Genomic DNA, 19,286 nt, shown 5'->3' with positions numbered 1-19,286 from the left:
ATACTTATGTCGTGCGGGCAAAATACAATAACCTCAAATCCATCACCAAGGTCGCAAAGCACAAGAGCAATTTACTGTAGCGCAGACGAATTGACAGCCATTTTCAATTGCTTTAGCCATCTAAAATCCAGCCCGGTTATACAATGCTGGAGCTGTGCAATTGCGTATGCCTGCAAAAGGACTTGGGGCGGCTTTCTCCCAATGCAGACTCGATAAAATTTGCCTGAGCATGCCAGAAAACATGATCAGAGCTCAGGCAAATTATGCCGTATCTACCAACCAATACTGCCAGCGAAACGTAAGAGTTCATACGCAGCAGCGCCTTACTTTTGACACGGTATGTATTTTGCAGTTATGCTTTGAGCGTGGTAAGAATATTCTCGCAGGGTTGCGAGAATTCCCTCTCCCCCTGTTGCCCGTGCACGATAAAGGTTGTCACATGCCTAACAGTTTTTTTAGCCATGTCAGAATATCGGCTATAAGCGTGGTGGTTCCTGACAAGGAAGCTCGCCTTATAGACGAGTTATTCTATTTTAACGGTGATGCAAAAAAAGCCCAGCGCATGACCAAGGTTACTGGCGTTGACAGGCGTCGGATAGCAGATAGCGCCACCACAGCTGCAGATCTGTGCTGCCAGGCTGCAGAGCATCTTTTTGCAGGCATTGGCTTTGACGCGCAGGCACGGGCTTCCATTGACGCACTGATTTTTGTTTCTCAGCAACCAGACTACTTTTTTCCTGCTACGGCCTGCATTCTTCAGCACAGGTTGGGCCTTGCCACGCAGTGTGCCGCCTATGATGTAAATCAGGGATGCTCTGCCTATACCTATGGTCTGTGGCAAGCCAGTGCCCTACTGGAATCGGGGGCCGTGCGGCGAGTACTGTTGGTGGTGGGCGACACCCCAAGCAAACTGGCCCCAGAGGGGAACCGTATCGTGGCCCCCATTTTTGGCGACGGTGGCTCGGCAACACTGCTCGAATATGACCCGACACCGCGACCCTCGTGGTATACGCTAGGCACGGACGGTAGCGGCTATGAAACGCTTATTGTGCCGGGCGGCGCGGCGCGCATGCCTCTGCCCGCAGACAGTGCAACCCGCGAGGAATTTTGCTCAGCGCTGACGGACAGCGCGGGCAACCCGTGGAGCCTCCTGCGAACCTATATGGATGGCGGTGCAATCTTTGACTTCACACTGAACCGAGTCCCTGAAACTATTGGCGAGTTGCTCTGCTATGCTCAGTTAACGCCAGAGGATATTGCCTTTCTTGCGCTGCATCAAGCCAACAAGCAGATTGTGGAGGCGGTCACACAAAAGGCGGGCTTTCCCCTGCACAAGGTTTCCACCGAATGTCTGAGCGCGTATGGCAACCTTGCGGGCTGCTCTATTCCCGGAGTGTTATGCAGCATGACAGGACAAGGTGCGTTTCCTTCGGGCAACATCCTTTTATCAGGCTTTGGCGTGGGCCTGTCGTGGGCATCCGCCATTCTATCGCTTGAAGGAACCATAAATATTGGTATCCACGATTATGAAAAACCAGAAACGCAACTATCGCAAGAATCATTGCAAACGTATTGGAAAAACAAGCTTTCTGGAAATGATATGGAGTAACGCATGACGCTTGCACAATTTTTGATAGACCTTCAGGACATCTTGCAGAGGGATGAACCCCTCACGCCTGAAACTCTTTTGACTGGGGTAGAAGAGTGGGATTCTCTGGCGGTAATGGGTTGTCTGGCCTACTTTGACCGCAAATTTGGCGTCAAAACCACATTTGCCCAGTACCAACAAATTCGCACCGTGGCAGATGTGGTAGCCATGGTGTCGGGTCACGTCAAATGATCACATTTAACGCGAACGACAGAATACTGGTCACAGGGGCAAGCTCGGGCATTGGCAAGGCCATTGCACTGCAATTGAACGCCCTTGGGGCCACGGTCGTCGCCAGTGGTCGGTCGCAGCAGCGACTGGAGGAAATGCGCGCGCAGTGCGCCCACCCCGATGCTCTTTTTCTGGAGCCGCTGGACCTTTTGACCGACATGGACGCTCTGCCCTCATGGGTGCGCTCGTTGCGAGAGCAATACGGAAAGCTGAGCGGGCTTGTGCCGTGCGCAGGCACGGCCCTTATCAGCCCATTGCGGGAATTTGACCGCACGATGGCAACTTCTTTTTTTGACATTCACTACACGGCGGCCATGCTGTTGGCAAAGGGTTTTGCCGACAGGCGCAACAATGTGGGCAGGGGGGCCGCCATTGTCTTTATCGGTTCACGAGCCCCGCTGGTAGCGCAGGCAGGTCTGAGCATTTATGCTGCAGCCAAGGGAGCCATTTTGGCTGCCACTGGCGTGCTGAGCAAGGAGCTGGCCTCGGTAGGCATCCGCGTTAATGCCCTTGCACCTGGCCTGGTTAAGACCCCCATGGCGGAAAAGACCTACCTGTCTTTTTTGCCAGAAGAGAGAAGGCAAGAAGAAATTGCCTCCTACCCTTTTGGATTGGGCGAACCGGAAGACGTGGCATCCATGGCAGTCTTTCTTCTTTCCCGCCACAGCAAATGGATTACTGGGCAAACTATTGTTCTTGATGGCGGAAGATACTGATATGGAATGCGACATTTCGCTCATCGTGCCCAATCGCAACCACGCGCACAAGCTGCCGCGCCTGTTGGACAGCGTGCTGGCCCAGCAGGGAGTGCGTATAGAAGTGGTCATTGTGGACGATGATTCTGACGAGCCTTACAACGAACTCCTGGATGGCTACAGATCACAAGGCCTGCACATCAATTTTGTTCGGGGGAAAAAGCGGCTATACACAAAAAACGCTCGCCTTGCGGGCATCTACGCTGCGCAGGCGCCAATTGTGGCCTTCGCCGATGCCGACGATGCCCTTGTGGGCACGCAGACTCTGGCGCGGCACTGGCGGCGCATGGTTGTTGAGAACGCTCAGGTGCTGCACTTCCGCTCGTACATTGCCGCGCCAGATGGGACGCTTGAGCGCTACTTTTACGTGGCGGATCCTTTTGCGGAACGATTGGAAGGCATTGACATTTTTTTACATTTTTTGAAAAATGACATACATGGGACCAGTGCCATCTGGAATAAGCTTTTTCATAAACATATTTTTCTGCAATTCATTGACCATGCATCGCAGAGTTCTGTATTGCGCTATGTAGAAGACTTATATCTCAACTCTCTCTACCTCATGCACGCCAAAAGATACATTGGCAGCCACGAGGTTGGCTATGCCTATAGCTATGTGGAAAAAGATCGGATTGATGCCACAGAAAGAGCCGTTTACACCTACGCCATGCGCAATGAATTGCTGCCCTATATGCAAGGCCTGGGTTTTTGCGAAGATATACGCGCCCAGTATGCAGCCTATCTGGAGCACTACCTCAGCCTGTGCGTAGGCAGGCTTGCCATGGCCCTTGGGCGGCAAGATGGCAACGATATTTCTGATGCCACCCTCCAAAGCCTGCTTGAACATACCGACAAAGATACCCTCCTCAAGGTCTTGCTGCTGGGCTGCCGCCTCAATGCAGAAAAAATCGTGCATGCAACGCGCTTACTACGTACAGGAAGGGCATATTAAGTCATGCCACAGCTCGTCATTATAGGTAATTCGTCAGCAGGGCGCGAAACGCACGAGGTTTTTATGGATGGGCTGTCTGGCGAGGCTGAGCAATCCATGACCTTTAAGGGTTTTCTTTCCCACATGGGCTATGCGGGAAATTTGGGCACGTTGCAGCACCTATTGCTGGGTTCGGATGAAAGCTACGCCATTACACCGCAAGACCGTTTTGTAGTTGCCATTGCTGACCCCACCCTCCGGGCAGCGGCCCATACCATGATGCGTCAACGGGGAGCACAGTTTTGCAATATCGTCAGCAAGCGCGCCTATGTTTCCCCTGATGCAGTATTGGGCGAGGGCAATATTTTGGGCATGTGCTGCACTGTGACCAGCGGCGTATGCATGGGGCATGGCAACTATTGCAACGGCGCGTGCAAAATTGGGCACGATGTGACGCTTGGGGACTTCAACTTTCTTGGCCCTGGCGTGAGCATCCTTGGCTCGTGCACTGTGGGCAGCAAAAACCGCTTTGGCGTAAATAGCGTGCTCATGGACAAATGCACTGTGGGTGATGAAAATGTTTTTGCCCCTGCCAGTGTTATCTACAAAGGGTGCAAATCCAACAAGCGCATGGCTGGAAATCCAGCATATTGCATATAATTTTAAGACATCATGAGCGGAAACATGAATTTTTCCCGGCTGGCCCGTGGCAGAATCAATCCAAGGCAAACCCGGAAGATCCGAATCATCTAAGGAATTACATATGGATTACATTTACAATAGTTGGGTTGTGCAAATAGATATTACCAGCGTTTGCAAAAAACACTGCATCTATTGCACGCGCCACTTGGGCCATGTTTCCATGCAAAACCGTTACACCATGAACCTGGATCAGGTAGCGCAGGCCCTGGATTCTCTGGAAGGCTGGCCCAATGTGGTGGGCATTATGGGCGGTGAGCCGCTCCTGCACCCGCAATTTAAAGAAATCGTAGCCCTGGCGGCAGAGCGTATCCCCAAAGAACGCCTGCAACTGTGGACTTCTGGTTTGCCCAACACTCCTTGGGAAAATCCCCGTTTGGTTCCAGAAATTGCCAACAATTTTAGCCATATCCACTATAATCCCCACGACGCCACACAGCTTTCTGTGTGCCGCCACCAGCCGCTGACCATTGCCGTGGATGAGGCCGTGCCCGACAAGGGCATCATGTGGAAGCTCATCAACGATTGTTGGCTGCCCCGCTTGTGGGCACCCACCATTGTGTCTGCCGGCGCCTATTTTTGCGAAGTGGCTGGCCCCCTTGACGCCGTTCTCTACGGCGGCAAACACGCCTGGAAGGTTGAGCCGGGCTGGTGGAGGCGCGCGCCAGAAGCTTTTCAGGAGCAGGTAACCAAGCTCTGCCCGCAGTGCGGCATGTGTCTGCCCATGGAGCGCCAGCACCTTGAGGAGAGCAAAGAAAAATTTTCGCCCAAGCTTGCAAAGGCTTTTGCCGAGGCAGGGGCCATACGCATTGAAGAAAAAAGTATTGAGATATTTGACGGTACGTTCACCAAGGAGCAAATCATTGCCGCTGCGCGTGACTGGTACCCCACCAACTACAGGGACGATCTGAAGGCCGATGAAGCCCTGCCCAAGTGGGAAAAAGGCGTGCAAACCTGTCTGGAGCCTAACCCCGCGGCTACGGATACCTTTTGCCTGGATACGGAAGAAGACTTTGCCCGCGCCTTGGCAGGCATTAGTCAACTGCCTTCACCGGAGCTTCCGCAAGAGTTTGCATTTTTTTACAAAAACTGGCCCTTCTATCCCCTGCGCGAACCCTACCCCTTTGTGATGCCCAACATGCCCGTTGAAAACGAGCTGTATTTCAGGGGCATGCTGTTGCACTTCCGCCAGCTTGTGGACGACGCCACATTTGGGGCCCTGCAGGCGCAAAAGCCCACTCCCCAGCTTTTGACGGAGCTGGCCCACCAGTACAGACAACTGGTTGAAGACCGTTATGAGGCTCATGTGGAGGCCCTTGGGCAATCCCTGGCTGGGCAGGAAGTCTATTTTTGGGGATACGGCGCCGCGTGGAAGCATTTTGGAAAATATTTTGCGCAGACCAAAGCCCGCTGCTTTTTGGCCGATACATCCCCATGCTGCGATTCCCAGACGGTGGACGGTATCGCCGTAATGTCTCCGCAAGAACTCGTGCGCCAAAATGCGCCTGCCCTGCCCAGCGTCATGTTTGTCAGAAACGGCTTTGTTCAGTGGGGCGACAAGGTGACTGCCGAATATCCCTCTCTGTTAAATGGAGACCTGCACATCGTGCGCTTTAAAGACATTTAATGGTCTTTGAGGGTCGCATGGTTGCAGTGCAGGAACATATATTATTGTCTTGATGAAACCGTTCGTCGATTTTTAGCACTTATAATCGTTTCAGAGGCGGTATGTCACATTTTTTCTTTGAGTCTTTTGTTATCCTGCCCGATTTAAGCCGAGTAGCATCAGGCGAAGAACAGATGTGGGCTCGCTCATTCCGCCGCGATCCGTGGGTTTTGACAGCCGAGATACTGCACAATATCTATGCCGTCCCCCTCAAATACGGGACTGGCTTTGCTGTGGAGAAACTCGAAAGTATCCTCCCCTCCAATTTTCAGGATCGTTACTATGCCTGTCTTGGCCTGGAGAACAGAAAAGCCACGCGCGAGGATTGGGTTGCCTCGCTGGGCGATTGCCCCCCTTCGGACCAGCTTGTGGAGCTTTTTTCCTGCTTCAAGGGCAAATTTGTCATAGGTTCGGCACTACCGCCCCGCTTTAAAAGTGTGCTGAACGCCCTTGATATTCCATGGCTCGACATTGTGCTGCACCCAGTGCGCTACCTGGAAAACCTGATGCATTCCTTTAGTTCCAATGTGCCGGAAATTGCCGCACTGCTGGAAAGGGAATCCATCAAGCAATATTACCTCGAAGCGGCAGCCGCCAACGAAACAGCGCGCTATGTCATTAATATCCAGCATGCGGATTTTTGGCTGCCAAAGAATACTGCTTTGATCGTAGGACGCAGAAATACTATCCCCGGATGTGATGCCAGCGGCAGAGAATTCAGCTTTATCTCCGCAAAAGAAAAATTGATCGAACTTCTGGGGCAATATAAGCGTGTTTTTTCTGTTGCAGATATTTCACCAGAAGAAACAAAGCTATTAAAGAGCCTGGGCGTCATATGCCTGCCCGATCCACACTACGGTAAGTTCCGTAACCACTACATGCTGCTGGCGCATCCATCAGTCAAAAAGGTTATTGGTCGCACGGCAGAAGATGGCTACGAAGCCACATTGTTTGGAAAAACCTACGAGCAATGGGCCTGCCCTGCGCCAAGGCAGGCCTCGGCCTGGCCCATCTATGAAAAACCCTTCACGGCGGCCTTTTGGCATGCTGTTGTTGCCGCTTTTGCCCAGCCCCGCGTGGACGCACCTGCACAAAACGAGCAATGGCCCATCCCCAAGTTGCGTTTCGCATTGCGGGGAGAGGGAGACTTTGACGATTGCACGTCTTTTGGACACGCAATGGCCATCGGCACCCTGGAAAAAAATGTTAAGGCCGTGCAGCGCGCCATAATTGAAAAGCCATTGATGGAAGAGTGGCTGACGCGGCACAATGAGGAACATGCCCCTGCCAGCACCCAGCGCGTAACGCACATCACCGCTGGCAAAACGAGCGATCACGCCATTTTTTGCGCGGGCGACGACCGCGTGGTGGTTCAGGCCATTGTAACGCTATGTTCGTTCAGAAAAAATGGCGTAGGAAATGACCTTTTCTACATCACAAACACAGAAGCGCTTTCTGATGAAAGCCGCAATCTCTTGTCGCAGTTTAATATAACCCCCCTGCATACACGGTATGCAGACAAATTTGCCATTCAGTACTGTGCCACTACGCCAAGCGCGTATAATCAGTTTGCCGGGCCATCGCTGTTGGCAGAGCGCGGCTATCCATACAGCATTGGTGTGCAAACAGACGTATTGTGCCTGCGGCGCTTTGATGCGGCAAAGGTTTTTGCCACGTCTAACATGATCGCACTGACATATAACAACAAGGCCTTTAACCGGGCAGGAACATACCAGAACCCCTCAGAAGTGGTAGAACGATACGCCATTGATGAGGGTCTTTTTGATACAATACGCCTGGTGCCTGCTGTCGTGTTTTTTAAAAACGACCAGTATGTAAAGTGCGCTGTGCAAGACAAACTGCTTGAGGTGTATTCTGCGCTCGATAAGCATAAAATTTTGCAAGAAGAAGAAACAGTAGTGAACATACTGCTGTCGCAACACCCCTCATGGCTGACGTTTTTAGAACAGGGGTACAACTGCCACACCACCTACATATTTGGCGATAAAATGCCCTATTGCCTGCACTATGCATGGATTGATTCCAAGCCATGGCGGAGCCTGTCTGCGGAAAAAAATATGACTTCGCCCATGCCCTACTATTGCAAAAAATTGTGGCATGACGCGGCGCAGCAAATTCTTGGAACTGCACTGTATAACCAGCAGATGCAGCGCATTATGTATTACGAATAATCATTCTGTTACCAGGATATATTGTGAAACTGCTGGCAATTTTTGAATTGCCCAATGAATGCACTACCGTAAAGGAAAGATTATGGCTAACCCTACCGTAACAGCTCTTGTCCCGATCAAGGGCGCATCTGAACGTGTGCCGGGGAAAAACCTTCGCTCCTTTTGTGGACAGCCATTGCTGTGCAAGGTTCTTGAAATGATGCAACAGTGCCCTGGCGTGGATCAGATTATTGTCAATACAGATAGCGATATTGTGGCCAAACTATCCTCACAATGGAGCAAGGTCGTTATTCACGAAAGACCAGCCGCATTATGCGGTCACCATATCCCTATGAACAGCATCATTGCGCATGACATTGGCTTGTTGGGCGATGGGCACTATCTGCAAACGCATGTCACCAATCCCCTTTTGCGCAAAGAAACAGTCTCCGCTGCCATAGCGCGCTATTTTGGCAGCCTCAACGACCATGATTCGCTTTTTTCTGTGCGTGAAATGCAAACGCGGTTTTGGCGCGTCGATGGAACACCCATGAACCATGATCCGTCACGCCTGATGAACACCCAAGACCTTGAGCCTATCTACGAAGAAAACTCTTGTGTCTACATTTTTTCATCCCGGTCTTTTCTGCAGGCTGGCAATAATCGTATTGGTCAACGCCCATTATTGTTCCCCATTGCGCAAAGTGAATCATTTGATATCGACACCGAAGACGATTTCCATATTGCAGAGCTTGCCTGGAAGGCATTTCGCGAATCTGCAATCTAGCCCAAGTTCCATCTACAGTTCCCGAGGTGTATATGCTTCCATTGCTCTCTATTGCCGTTGCAAACTATAATCATGCACATCTGTTGCCCACATTATTTGAGAGCATTCTACAGTTGCGCGTGCCTTCGCTAGAAGTTGTTCTTGTGGATGACGCTTCTGATGAGCCTTGCGATGCCATTGTGGATCAATGGAGAGAAAAGGGGCTGGATATCCAGCTCGTGCGACATGCGGAGAGAAAATATACCAAAAACGCGAGAATTTCAGGCATACTTGCCGCGCATGGAGAATACATCACCTTTGCGGATGCAGACGATACCTTTTTGTGCAATGGAGTACTGGAAAAAAACTTGCAACTGGCCCATGAACAGCAGGTTGATATAGTCCACATGGCCCTTGCCACACGGCTGCAAGCAGATGAAGCTGGCATCATGTGGGAATGGAGCCAGCCTTTTGCAGAAAAACTTAAAGATAATGAGATTTTTACCGCGTATCTTGAAAAGAATCTGCGCGCCCACTGCATGTACGGAAAACTCTTTCGCCGTGCCCAATGGCTAAAAATCATTGAAACAGCCAAGGCAAGTTCTATCCGCCATTGGCGAGAAGACCTATGTTTGGTGTCGCTATTTCTGTTTCATGCGCAGTCATACGTGGGCTCCATGGACATGGCCTATGCTGTGTCGCGGTTTGACCTGCCAACAGATGCTCGCTCTCCTCTCGTGTATAAGGGCGAGCACGCTGAAACTGCCGAAGCTGCGTATATCCTTTTGCATGAGATGGTTCCGCACTTTAAACAGCAAGGCTGCCCGGATAAACTGGTCGACATGTTTTCTTCCTATCTTCTTTCATATCTGTACAAGTCACTACGAGGATTAACTGAGCAGGCAACTGCCACCACCAACGACCAGACCATGGAAAACATCATTGCCCGAGCCACGCGCAATGTCAGTTTGGAAATGCTGACTAGGACCCTTTTGCTTGGCTATCATGAGGCTCTTTATATTTATGACAGAAAGAGCCGGATATTGCTTGAAGACAGGCAAAAGATGGCCAATCTGCAAAGCGAGTTGACTGCCTGGGAGACGCAATACCCCACAGTGGTCGTTGAACCCGAAAAACAGCCACACACCATTCACTACATACGAAATCACTGGCCTGCGGGCGCAACAGATACCGCAAGCCTTAAAGATGCATACAAGGGGCGGCGTTGCTTCATTATCGGCAACGGCCCGTCGCTTAACAAAATTGATTTCAGCCTGCTGCGTGATGAAGTAACCATTGGCTGCAATGGGATTTTTTATAAGACGCGGGAAACCGGATTTATCCCCACACTCTACACTGTGGAGGATAATGAATTTATCGCCGCCAATGCTAAAGAAATAAGCGACTACACGCAGCCTCTTCGCATTATCCCCATCTGTTACTGGAATTTTTTGGAGAACAGAGAAAATACACAATGGTTTGAGATAGACTCGGATTTTTATTCAGCAGGAACAATCTACTACCAGCGACCGCGCTTTAGTCGCAATTTTGCTGATTGTTCTTTTGCTGGGCACACTATTTCGTACACCAACATGCAGCTTGCCTACTGGTTAGGCTGCACCAAAGTGTATCTGATCGGCATGGACCATCAGTATGTAATCCCCAATGATGCTGTAATTTCTGGCAATTGCATTGTTTCGCAAGAGGATGACGCCAACCATTTTCATGCAGAGTACTTTAAGGGAAAAGTCTGGCATGATCCACGGCTGGACATGGTTGAACTGAATTTCAAACTGGCGCGCCGCTACTTTGAGGCCGATGGCAGGCACATTTATAATGCCACCATTGGCGGCAAGCTGGAGATATTTGACAGAGTGCCCTTCGCTTCGCTTTTTTAGGCACGGCGCGGATCGACCCCCTTGACTGAAAAACCTTGATTTGCTGTAGCGTCTAACGAGTTTTAGCGCAGATATCCGCCCGGCTGCCGTCGCCTGCGCAGCCCGGCACATGGAGACCTCACCGGCTGACGGCTACAACATGCGCAGATATTCTGGCGACAATGTTTTATTGAGTAGTTCACACATGACGTGCCTCAACAGCTCTGGTGTGTTTACGCGCATCATTGCCACATGCATTGAGCACGCTATTTCCTGACAGTAACAAGCATTTCATGTGTACAAGTATAATGAGGAACCACCAATGGAAAATACTTCTGAATACCCTAGCTTCGCAACACGGAGCCTGAATGTCCAGATACAGACTACTTCTGTCTGCACAGGCAAATGCATTATCTGCCCCTATTTGGAAAGCTGGCACAAAAACAATCCAGGGGTGATGTCAGACGCTATTTTTCATTCAATACTCGAGCAGCTTTCCAGTTTCCCCGTGCGCAAAGTATGCCCCTATCTGGAAAACGAGCCATTGGCCGACCCGCAGATATTTCCACGCATTGCCAAAATCCGCGCAGCCTTTCCCTCGGCATTGATAGAGGTCTCTACAAACGCCCTGGCGCTGACAAAAGAAAACGTGGACAAACTGATTGCGGCAATGGATGGCGGCCCCCACGAGATATGGATCAGTTTTCACGGCGTGGATCAAAGGTCTTTTGAGGGCATTATGGGCATTCCCTTTGATGTCTGCCTCAACAACATCATTCACTTGCTCAAGGTTGCCCAGTCTGTTCCCCTTTCGATCAAGATCCGCGGGGCTGGCCTAGGCCGGGTAGCAGCGCTCAAGCACGATTTCTCTTTTTCTGAGCATACCTACCTGACATTTTGGGAGAAGGTTTTTGCAGATAATGGCATTACCAATCGCCCGCAGGTACAATTTTTTACCTATCATGACCGGGCCGGAGCCATCTCTCGCAATGCCATTCGCCTTGAAGAGCCAGTGCGTCCAGACCTGACCGGTTTTACCTGCTCGCGCCTCACGGATTGGCTGCACTTTCTGTATACGGGCGAGCTGATCCTGTGCTGCATGGACTACCACAGGGAAACTGTGTTTGGTGACCTGCGTACGCAATCTTTGAACGAGATATTGCAAAGCAGCTCGACAGCCACCTTGGCACAAAAAATTTGTGGACGAGTAGAATCTTCGCCCGGTTTTATCTGCAAGCGCTGCATTAGCCCTGGCGGATAAAATACCTTGCGGTTGCCATTGGCCAATACTGCACACACGTGTAAAAAATAAATGTTATTATTGCTAGCGTTGCGATTTTTCTACGCAATGGACACGGATAACATAGAATCAATGCTTTCGTAAGCAGGCGAACAACATTTAGATCAGCCAAATTCTTTGCTCGTGACACGCACATTTTGCGCACACCGCACATTTAGGATCGAACAATGAAAATAAAAAATGAAATGCATATTTTGACAGAAGATCTTATAGATGAAGCGCCCCAAATCGCTCTGGACGTCATGGGCTTTTCGCAAAAGTTTCAGATCCAGCTAGGCTGGCATTATATTCTTGATTTATCATGGATTTTAGAACGACTGCAGGATTTACCCGTTCCATCGCGCATTCTTGATGCTGGTGCGGGAAACGGCTTGCTGCAATACATTTTGGCTAGCATGGGGCACACCGTTGTAAGTGTGGATGTATTTCCGCGCACTGCGCCATCCAGCGCCACGGCATGCGTTCCGGTGCACTACTCGGCATGTCCATTCGTCAAAAAGACTTCCTATCTGGCATACCGCAATGGCAACGTGGAGCATTCTGCGGCGCTACCAACACGTGTAAAAGTTCAACCGGGTGAGATCGAATACCATCAAGCATGCCTGGATGATCTGGCCTGCCTGGAATCGGGCGAATTTGACGCTGTTGTTTCTGTTTCTGCCCTAGAGCACAACAGCCCGGAAAAAATCCCCCAGATCATGTCCGAACTGCGGCGCACGGCCAAGTGCGGCGCCCCCATGCTGCTGACCATTTCAACCTCGCCAGAAGGCGGGGAACACAGCCCCAGCCATAGCTGGCTGCTGACAGAAGACGAAATAGTCAAAGCCTACAGCATGCCCGAGGGCTATAATACCAATTTTGCGCACATGGCGCAGATCAACCAGGAAATGCAGACCCCATCCCGCATGCACCGCTGGCTTGCCTCTTCCTATTACCGTGGCGGCGACAACGGCATGCCGTGGGGAAAGTGGGCACCCCAGTATCTGCCGATGGCTCTGGCGATTATCAATGCTGCTTCCTCGCAGAGGGATGCCGATTGCGAACGCCACGCCAAACGCGCGATCCCGGCTGCACCGCTCGACGATGCCCCGTCCGCCGCACCCCAGCCCCCCGCTTTTCTTGAGGAACCCATTCGCCGCATTGAAGGAAAAGAAGTGTATTTTTGGGGATGTGGGGAGCTTTATCGGCAGAAAAAACAGTTTTTTGCGTCTGCCCGCCCGCGTTGCATCTTGCTGAACAGCGCAGGCGAACTGCCCAAGGACATAGACGGCATACCAGTGCGCCATCCCGATGATGTATTGGTGAATGGAGACATCTTACCCATTGTCATCTTTGTCCAAGACGTAAATAAAATTTACAATACAATTCGGGCATACTATCCTGGGCATACTGATCTTATTTTTACTGCGGGTTAAGTTTTTACTCACTCCAACGACAGCGACCAAGGTAAAAAAATGAATGCTGAAAAATACACTTTTGCCGTCAAGATGGTAAATAAAATAAAACTTTAGGCCAGAACGACACATGGCATGGAACTTTACGCCACGAAAAATTTACAGAAAAATTTATTGAACAAGTCAGTAGATCGCACTACTTTATTGATGCTGGTGCAAAATTTGGCTTTTACACCTGGCTTGCATTAAAATATATGCCCAGTGATGGCAAAATTATTGTCTTTGAGCCGGAGATAGAACGTTTTATCGCCATTGAGTAGGCGCTGGCTCCTTATGATTTGGTTTCAGTATACCCCCATGCGCTAGCCGAATGCGAAAAAACATTATTTTTTTACAAACAGTCAAAAGCACACTCTGCAACAATTGATAAAGACCTCTCGCAGGCAAAAGTTGTTACGCCTTGCGAGAGCTTTACATCGCACGCGGTTTCCATTGATACCTTCCTGGCAGAAGATATCAGCAGTATTGGTATCATAAAAATGGACATTGAAGGCGCTGCGATTTTTTTGCATTTCAAGACATGGAAGAAATGCTTTCCAAACAGAAGGCGTATATTTTTATGGAAGTGCATGGGGCATATGTTGAATCCTGCTATCGCGGCGGCATGAATGTTTTGCGCGAAATGATAGCAAGTAACAACTACACAATACTTGCATGCGATGGCCTTGCATGCCACCTTCCGCACTTACGGGCAGGGTCTATATCGCTCCCCCTGCTGATCTTGCATAAGCGCATGCGCAGAACAATCAGACACAATTAAAGCACGCTGTCTATGTCGATTTGCTGAATGCCATCGGCGAATCATCGCAAGCCCACGCACAATAAAAAACCGTACGATTCAAGAAGTCTGGCTATGAAAATTGTTTTTATATCTGCATATGATCTGGACAACTATGGAGTGCGTTGGCTTGTCAGCGTGGTGAAGGCGCATGGGCATGAGGCGCACGTTATCCAGTTTAAAAAGCTGGTGCGGCAAACATCTCGCACTGTCCCTAGAAAAAAAACGCCTCTACTCTATTATCAAGATGGCGCGTATGTGGGCACAGACCCCGCAACCAACCCCATAACAAATATTGAGCAAGCATTGTTGGCAGAACGCCTGTCGCTGCTCAACCCTGATGTCATAGCCATCAACCTGTGCGACATGTTTGGCGACCTCTTCCCCCTGCTGGGCAGCATTGCCCACAGGGCCTGCCCACGGGCTTTTCAGGTGGTGGCGGGGCATGGCCCCACGCGCACCCCTGTGTTCTATCTACAGCACAGGGTGGACGCCGTTATTTGCGGAGACGCTGAAGATGCGCTGGCAGATTTGCTGGCCGCACTCTCCCAAGATCAGGAATGGCGGGGCATTGCCAACATTGTGTGCATGGATCAGGGGACACTGCGTATCAATGCAACGCGGCAGCATGAAACAAACCTTTCGCGTTATCCTATACCCTGGCACGGCAAGGAAAACACCTATTATATAGAGAATAATAGCTGCCAGACATCGCCCCTACGCGAGGCGGATATTGTGGGCCATACAACATTGACCGAAGGCGTGTACCACTGCTTAACAAGCAGGGGCAGCTTGGGGGCATCCTCGCGCACTCTAGATCATATCTTGGATGAACTTCATGAAATCAAGCAGCTTGGCGCTCAGTATATTTGCATCGATGACGATTATTTTGTGCGCCCCGATAAAGAACTGCATTCATTCCTTGATAAATATCATGCGGAAATCAACATCCCCTTCCATGCTTACTTTTATCCGCAGCAATTGCTCAATGACCAAGCAATAATCAATAAAGCAATCCATGCCGGATGCAGCACCTTTTCATTCAAAATCCAGCATGATTCTGAGCCGCTTGGCGCAACTGACCATGAAAAAAAGCCAACTGCCAGGCAGTTTGGAGAGCTTTTTCACACTATACAATCTTTGGGCGGCAACGTCGCTGTGCATATGATTGGTACAAACTCGTTAGAGTCGTCACAATGCTTTACGGACAACCTTAATTTCATTACTCAGATTCCCTGTGATAGGTCGGAAAAAACAAATATTTCGCTAAAAATTTTTTATCCCACGCAACTTCCGGACAATGATACTACCAAAATAGATCCAGACACACGCACTACTGCTGATTCTTTGGCTTATTTTGCATGTAGCTGTCTGCTTATAGACATCCGGCATAGGGTTTTGCAATCGCAATTTGTGCAAATCATGCAGAATACATCCCTTGTTCGCTCACCAGAATTACTGCACAGACTGCGAGCGCATTTGAAAAATGACGCCTATAACGCCTATCTTTTTGAAAAAGTGCGGGACTTGCGCCATAAAAGCGTCTATTTTTGGGGTTGCGGCGAAATATACACCATGCGCAGACACCTTTTTAGCGATTCCCTTCCGCAAGCAATATTGGTGGACACGCCATACAGTGGCCCAAGCCACGTTAATGACATTCCAGTGCTGCATCCCGACACGGTTCTTGGCAACACCACCTTGCCCATCATTATCTTCAGCAATGCTGGTGTTGAAATATGCCGCAGAATTAAAGCGAAATACCCACAGTATTCCGATGACAATATCATTATTTGCAAGCTGTGATTGAGGAAATTATGCCGACGCCATCAGCAACTGTGACAATTCCAGTTTTTACTCTGCTAGAAGATGGATCTATTGCTCCAAACCTACTTTTTCACCGCCCGGCTATCAAGTTGCACAGTCGCTGCATCGAATATCCTTTTGCGGCACAGTTTTTACATACTCAGGAACGCGTGCTTGATCTCGGTTCGGCGCAGGCTTCCCCCCTATGGCACTCCATCCTCAACGCAGAAGTAAAGGAGTGCATATTCACAGATTATATTTGCAATTTCCCTACCCCTTCTTCATTGTTCATTGCAGCAGACTGTCGAAAATTACCTTTTTTGGACAATACGTTTGACCGTATTTTTGCCATATCATTTATTGAGCATATTGGACTGCTGCAAGCGCAAACCCTGGACCACGATGCGGCATATAGCCGCAATGGCGATCTGGAAACATTAGAAGAATGCAAACGGATTCTTAAAGTGGGCGGAGAACTGATCCTAACTATTCCATTTGGCCCTAAAAGAGGCTATTCGCAGTGTGCCTCTGCCCGCAACTATTCTTACGAAGACATAGATGTTTTTTCAAAAATCTTAAGGCCAACCACGCTTGACTACTATGAATATCAGTTAATGACCCATGAGGGATGGAAGCCAGCCCCCGTGGCATCGACCACATTTTACGGATACTCCTCATGGCGGCGCATCCCCATGACAGATGCAACGGCCCGCAACGACAAGTGCACTGACGGAATTTTATGTTCTGTTTGGAAACGAGAATGAAAGGACGTCAATTGAATACTCTTACGAATATATATGTAAATTGTGGGATGCTTTGCTCGTCGCAGCATATTCATCATTTTCTTGAACGCAATAGCGAAAAATTGCGCAACAAGTCTATTTATTATTCTATGCAGCCTGACGAATACGACGTATATAAGCAGCACGCTCAATATCAGATTGTTCAGGATTCTTTTTTACCCTTTGATGAATTTACTAAAAAATTAGATGAAATAGTTTTTACCAATCTGCACCTTGTACCACACCATACAACAAGCACACTTATTCTTTCATGCCCATTTCTTTACAGACGTCACGAGGCCTTGAAGTTTTTAAACACATATTTGCGAGAACGTTTCCCCAACGCAAAGCAGCATTTTTTTGTCAGTTTTGCGCCCCAGTATCAGGAACTGGAAGCCTTCACAACTTTTGTGGCATGGTGGCAATCATGCCCCGAGCTCAATCGTATTCCTGCATTTCTGCACGATGAAAAGGATCGCCACCTCTTCTATGATACTTTTTTTGCCTCATTAAAGAAATCTTTTGGCGAAGATATTCATGCCTGCATGGTGACTGACGGGCGTGACGCCCTCTATGCTTTTCTTAGTTATATTGGCGTGCTCATGGAAGACTTGGAGACTGCGGGGTTGGATATTACGCCCCCACCCTACCTTCTAGAATCTCAACCATCTCACTTTTTAGCCTGCACCAATCACCTGAACGGCCTTCAAGATAAGGATTCGCCATCGCATGTTGGGGAATTCTTGTGGTCTACCCAGGCCCCATACTTCACACCTGCAAGCACCACGGAGCCTACGCCCATGTTTGGGCATGCGTGGCGTACCAGTATCCACAAGTTTTATGCGACCTCTAATCGTCGGCTTGCACGTATGCTGGGCTATGAGCAGGCATTCCCCCACACAGAAATTCCAGAGCAGCCCACACCTGCCACACTGTCCATTGCGCAAGTCAACGATGTTGTGGATAAGCTCGATATGCCCATTGTGCAGTCACTCTTTGATGCCGTACAGAAACCAGCTCGCCCAAAAACTTACCTGCACCACTTGATCACGCATGCGATTAGACGCCGCATGTGCAGCAATGTGAGCGACGTACCTTACTATAAGGTAAGCGTGCTCACCTTAGCCTATCGCCATGAACAGTATATTGCTGACTGTATTGAGAGCGTATTGGCACAAAAAACGTCTTTTCCTTTTGAGCATATTATTGTGGATGACGGTTCAGACGACAAGACAAGTGAAATCATTGCTGCCTATGCGCAAAAACACCCGCACATTCACCCCATCTATCTGGAAAGACGCAGGAATTTTAACAATGTGCGCTATTTATTTGCGGCATGCCATAGCCCGTACGCAGCACTGTGCGATGGGGATGACTACTACACGGACCCCCTCAAGTTACAGACTCAAGCGGATTTTCTGGATGCGAACCCAGACTGCGCCCTGTGTTTTCATCCCGTACAAGTCGTGTATGAAGACGGCAGTAAGCGTGGACATGTATATCCTCCATTGGATCAACTCCCACGAGGCATTAAACCATTTTACTATTTGAGTGATCTGCTCAAGTGTAACCTTATCCAAACGAACTCTGTTATGTACCGTTGGCGTTTTAGAGACGGTTTGCCTGCATGGTTTCGACCAGACTGCTGCCCTGGTGACTGGTACTGGCATTTGCTACATGCTGAATTGGGGAAAATAGGCTTTATAAACAAGGTGATGAGTGTGTATCGCAGGCACGAGGAAGGTATTTATTATCTTTCTGAAGTTGACCGCCTCAAGCACAGGGCCAAGGTTGGGCAAGAAGAAATTGAAGTTTATAATGTCATTAACAAACATTTTGGGAGAAAATACGAGTCTATTTTGCTGGATCTGGTCAACGGCGTCTTTGCAGACTGCCTAATGTATGACACCCAGCGGGCTGAAGAAGATGGCGCAGAGCCAATATTACCGAAACTTGTTGAAATGTATCCTGATTTTGCGCATCATTTTCTCAATTCGCTGAAGATAGTAAGCTCAAGAGGGAGTTAACGTTGCGCGCATAAATGCAGTCATGGTATGATTCCGATAAATTACCACTCCATGTACCCCGCAATGAATATGGACTTGTTCGTCCCCTTTTTTTGTATCAGGTTAAAAGCTAGTTTTGGATTCTTTGCGTTTCTGCTTCTGCCGCCTGCCTGGTCGATAATTCTGACGGAGGCGAGATTGGTTACATTTTTCGCTGGGAAGGGGGCCGAGGCTCTAATTGAGGCAAACAATCGCAATCTTAATTAGACAGCAACAACTTTCAGCAAAAAGGTTGGAAAAATCCCCCCCACTAGTGGGATGGTATGATGGTATTCCCCACAAGGGGGAGATTTTGGGGCGGAGGGATTGGGGAGAGAGTATCAGCAGGCTTACCTTGTCAGGCAAAAATCGGAAGG

At 49.4% G+C, this 19,286-nt stretch carries 14 protein-coding genes; all 14 read left to right on the top strand.

Annotation, left to right across the window (positions count from 1 at the left end; all coding sequences use genetic code 11):
* The first annotated feature begins 166 nt into the window (after positions 1 to 166).
* The 14 genes from ACUZ79_RS08140 (at position 167) to ACUZ79_RS08075 (ending at position 18,891) form a co-directional block, all read left to right on the top strand.
* Positions 167 to 1,609, top strand: coding sequence for a ketoacyl-ACP synthase III (locus ACUZ79_RS08140; RefSeq protein ID WP_449251276.1), 1,443 nt, complete (start codon positions 167 to 169; stop codon positions 1,607 to 1,609).
* Between the two features lie 3 nt (positions 1,610 to 1,612).
* Complete coding sequence (locus tag ACUZ79_RS08135) at positions 1,613 to 1,840, top strand: acyl carrier protein (protein ID WP_449251275.1); 228 nt, start codon at positions 1,613 to 1,615, stop codon at positions 1,838 to 1,840.
* Positions 1,837 to 2,595, top strand: coding sequence for an SDR family NAD(P)-dependent oxidoreductase (locus ACUZ79_RS08130; protein ID WP_449251274.1), 759 nt, complete (start codon positions 1,837 to 1,839; stop codon positions 2,593 to 2,595). The genes ACUZ79_RS08135 and ACUZ79_RS08130 overlap by 4 nt, the downstream gene beginning before the upstream one ends.
* Before the next feature lies 1 nt (position 2,596).
* The gene (locus ACUZ79_RS08125; protein WP_449251273.1) at positions 2,597 to 3,586 is read left to right on the top strand and encodes a glycosyltransferase family A protein; all 990 of its coding nucleotides are present in this window, start codon (positions 2,597 to 2,599) and stop codon (positions 3,584 to 3,586) included.
* A gap of 3 nt (positions 3,587 to 3,589) precedes the next feature.
* Complete coding sequence (locus ACUZ79_RS08120; protein WP_449251272.1) at positions 3,590 to 4,225, top strand: acetyltransferase; 636 nt, start codon at positions 3,590 to 3,592, stop codon at positions 4,223 to 4,225.
* Positions 4,226 to 4,328: 103 nt separating this feature from the next.
* A complete protein-coding gene (locus ACUZ79_RS08115) occupies positions 4,329 to 5,891 on the top strand; it encodes a radical SAM protein (RefSeq protein WP_449251271.1) in 1,563 nt (520 codons plus the stop codon).
* A 101-nt stretch (positions 5,892 to 5,992) separates the two neighbouring features.
* On the top strand, positions 5,993 to 8,122 hold the full coding sequence (locus ACUZ79_RS08110; protein ID WP_449251270.1) for a hypothetical protein: 2,130 nt from the start codon (positions 5,993 to 5,995) through the stop codon (positions 8,120 to 8,122).
* An 82-nt stretch (positions 8,123 to 8,204) separates the two neighbouring features.
* The gene (locus ACUZ79_RS08105) at positions 8,205 to 8,888 is read left to right on the top strand and encodes an acylneuraminate cytidylyltransferase family protein (protein ID WP_449251269.1); all 684 of its coding nucleotides are present in this window, start codon (positions 8,205 to 8,207) and stop codon (positions 8,886 to 8,888) included.
* Between the two features lie 32 nt (positions 8,889 to 8,920).
* Positions 8,921 to 10,765, top strand: a complete 1,845-nt coding sequence (locus ACUZ79_RS08100) for a glycosyltransferase (protein WP_449251268.1) — start codon at positions 8,921 to 8,923, stop codon at positions 10,763 to 10,765.
* A gap of 436 nt (positions 10,766 to 11,201) precedes the next feature.
* Complete coding sequence (locus tag ACUZ79_RS08095) at positions 11,202 to 12,005, top strand: radical SAM/SPASM domain-containing protein (protein WP_449251267.1); 804 nt, start codon at positions 11,202 to 11,204, stop codon at positions 12,003 to 12,005.
* A 206-nt stretch (positions 12,006 to 12,211) separates the two neighbouring features.
* Positions 12,212 to 13,459, top strand: a complete 1,248-nt coding sequence (locus ACUZ79_RS08090; protein WP_449251266.1) for a class I SAM-dependent methyltransferase — start codon at positions 12,212 to 12,214, stop codon at positions 13,457 to 13,459.
* A gap of 892 nt (positions 13,460 to 14,351) precedes the next feature.
* Complete coding sequence (locus tag ACUZ79_RS08085; protein ID WP_449251265.1) at positions 14,352 to 16,082, top strand: hypothetical protein; 1,731 nt, start codon at positions 14,352 to 14,354, stop codon at positions 16,080 to 16,082.
* 11 nt (positions 16,083 to 16,093) lie between these two features.
* Positions 16,094 to 16,846 (top strand): methyltransferase domain-containing protein, encoded by a 753-nt coding sequence (locus tag ACUZ79_RS08080; protein ID WP_449251264.1) that lies wholly within the window; start codon positions 16,094 to 16,096, stop codon positions 16,844 to 16,846.
* Positions 16,843 to 18,891: a glycosyltransferase family 2 protein gene (locus ACUZ79_RS08075; protein WP_449251263.1), complete on the top strand. Its 2,049-nt coding sequence runs from the start codon at positions 16,843 to 16,845 to the stop codon at positions 18,889 to 18,891. Before ACUZ79_RS08080 ends, ACUZ79_RS08075 begins: the two co-directional genes overlap by 4 nt.
* Positions 18,892 to 19,286 lie beyond the last annotated feature (395 nt).

It is taken from the genome of Desulfovibrio faecalis (assembly GCF_053570625.1).
This window is presented reverse-complemented; position numbering and strand designations above follow the sequence as displayed.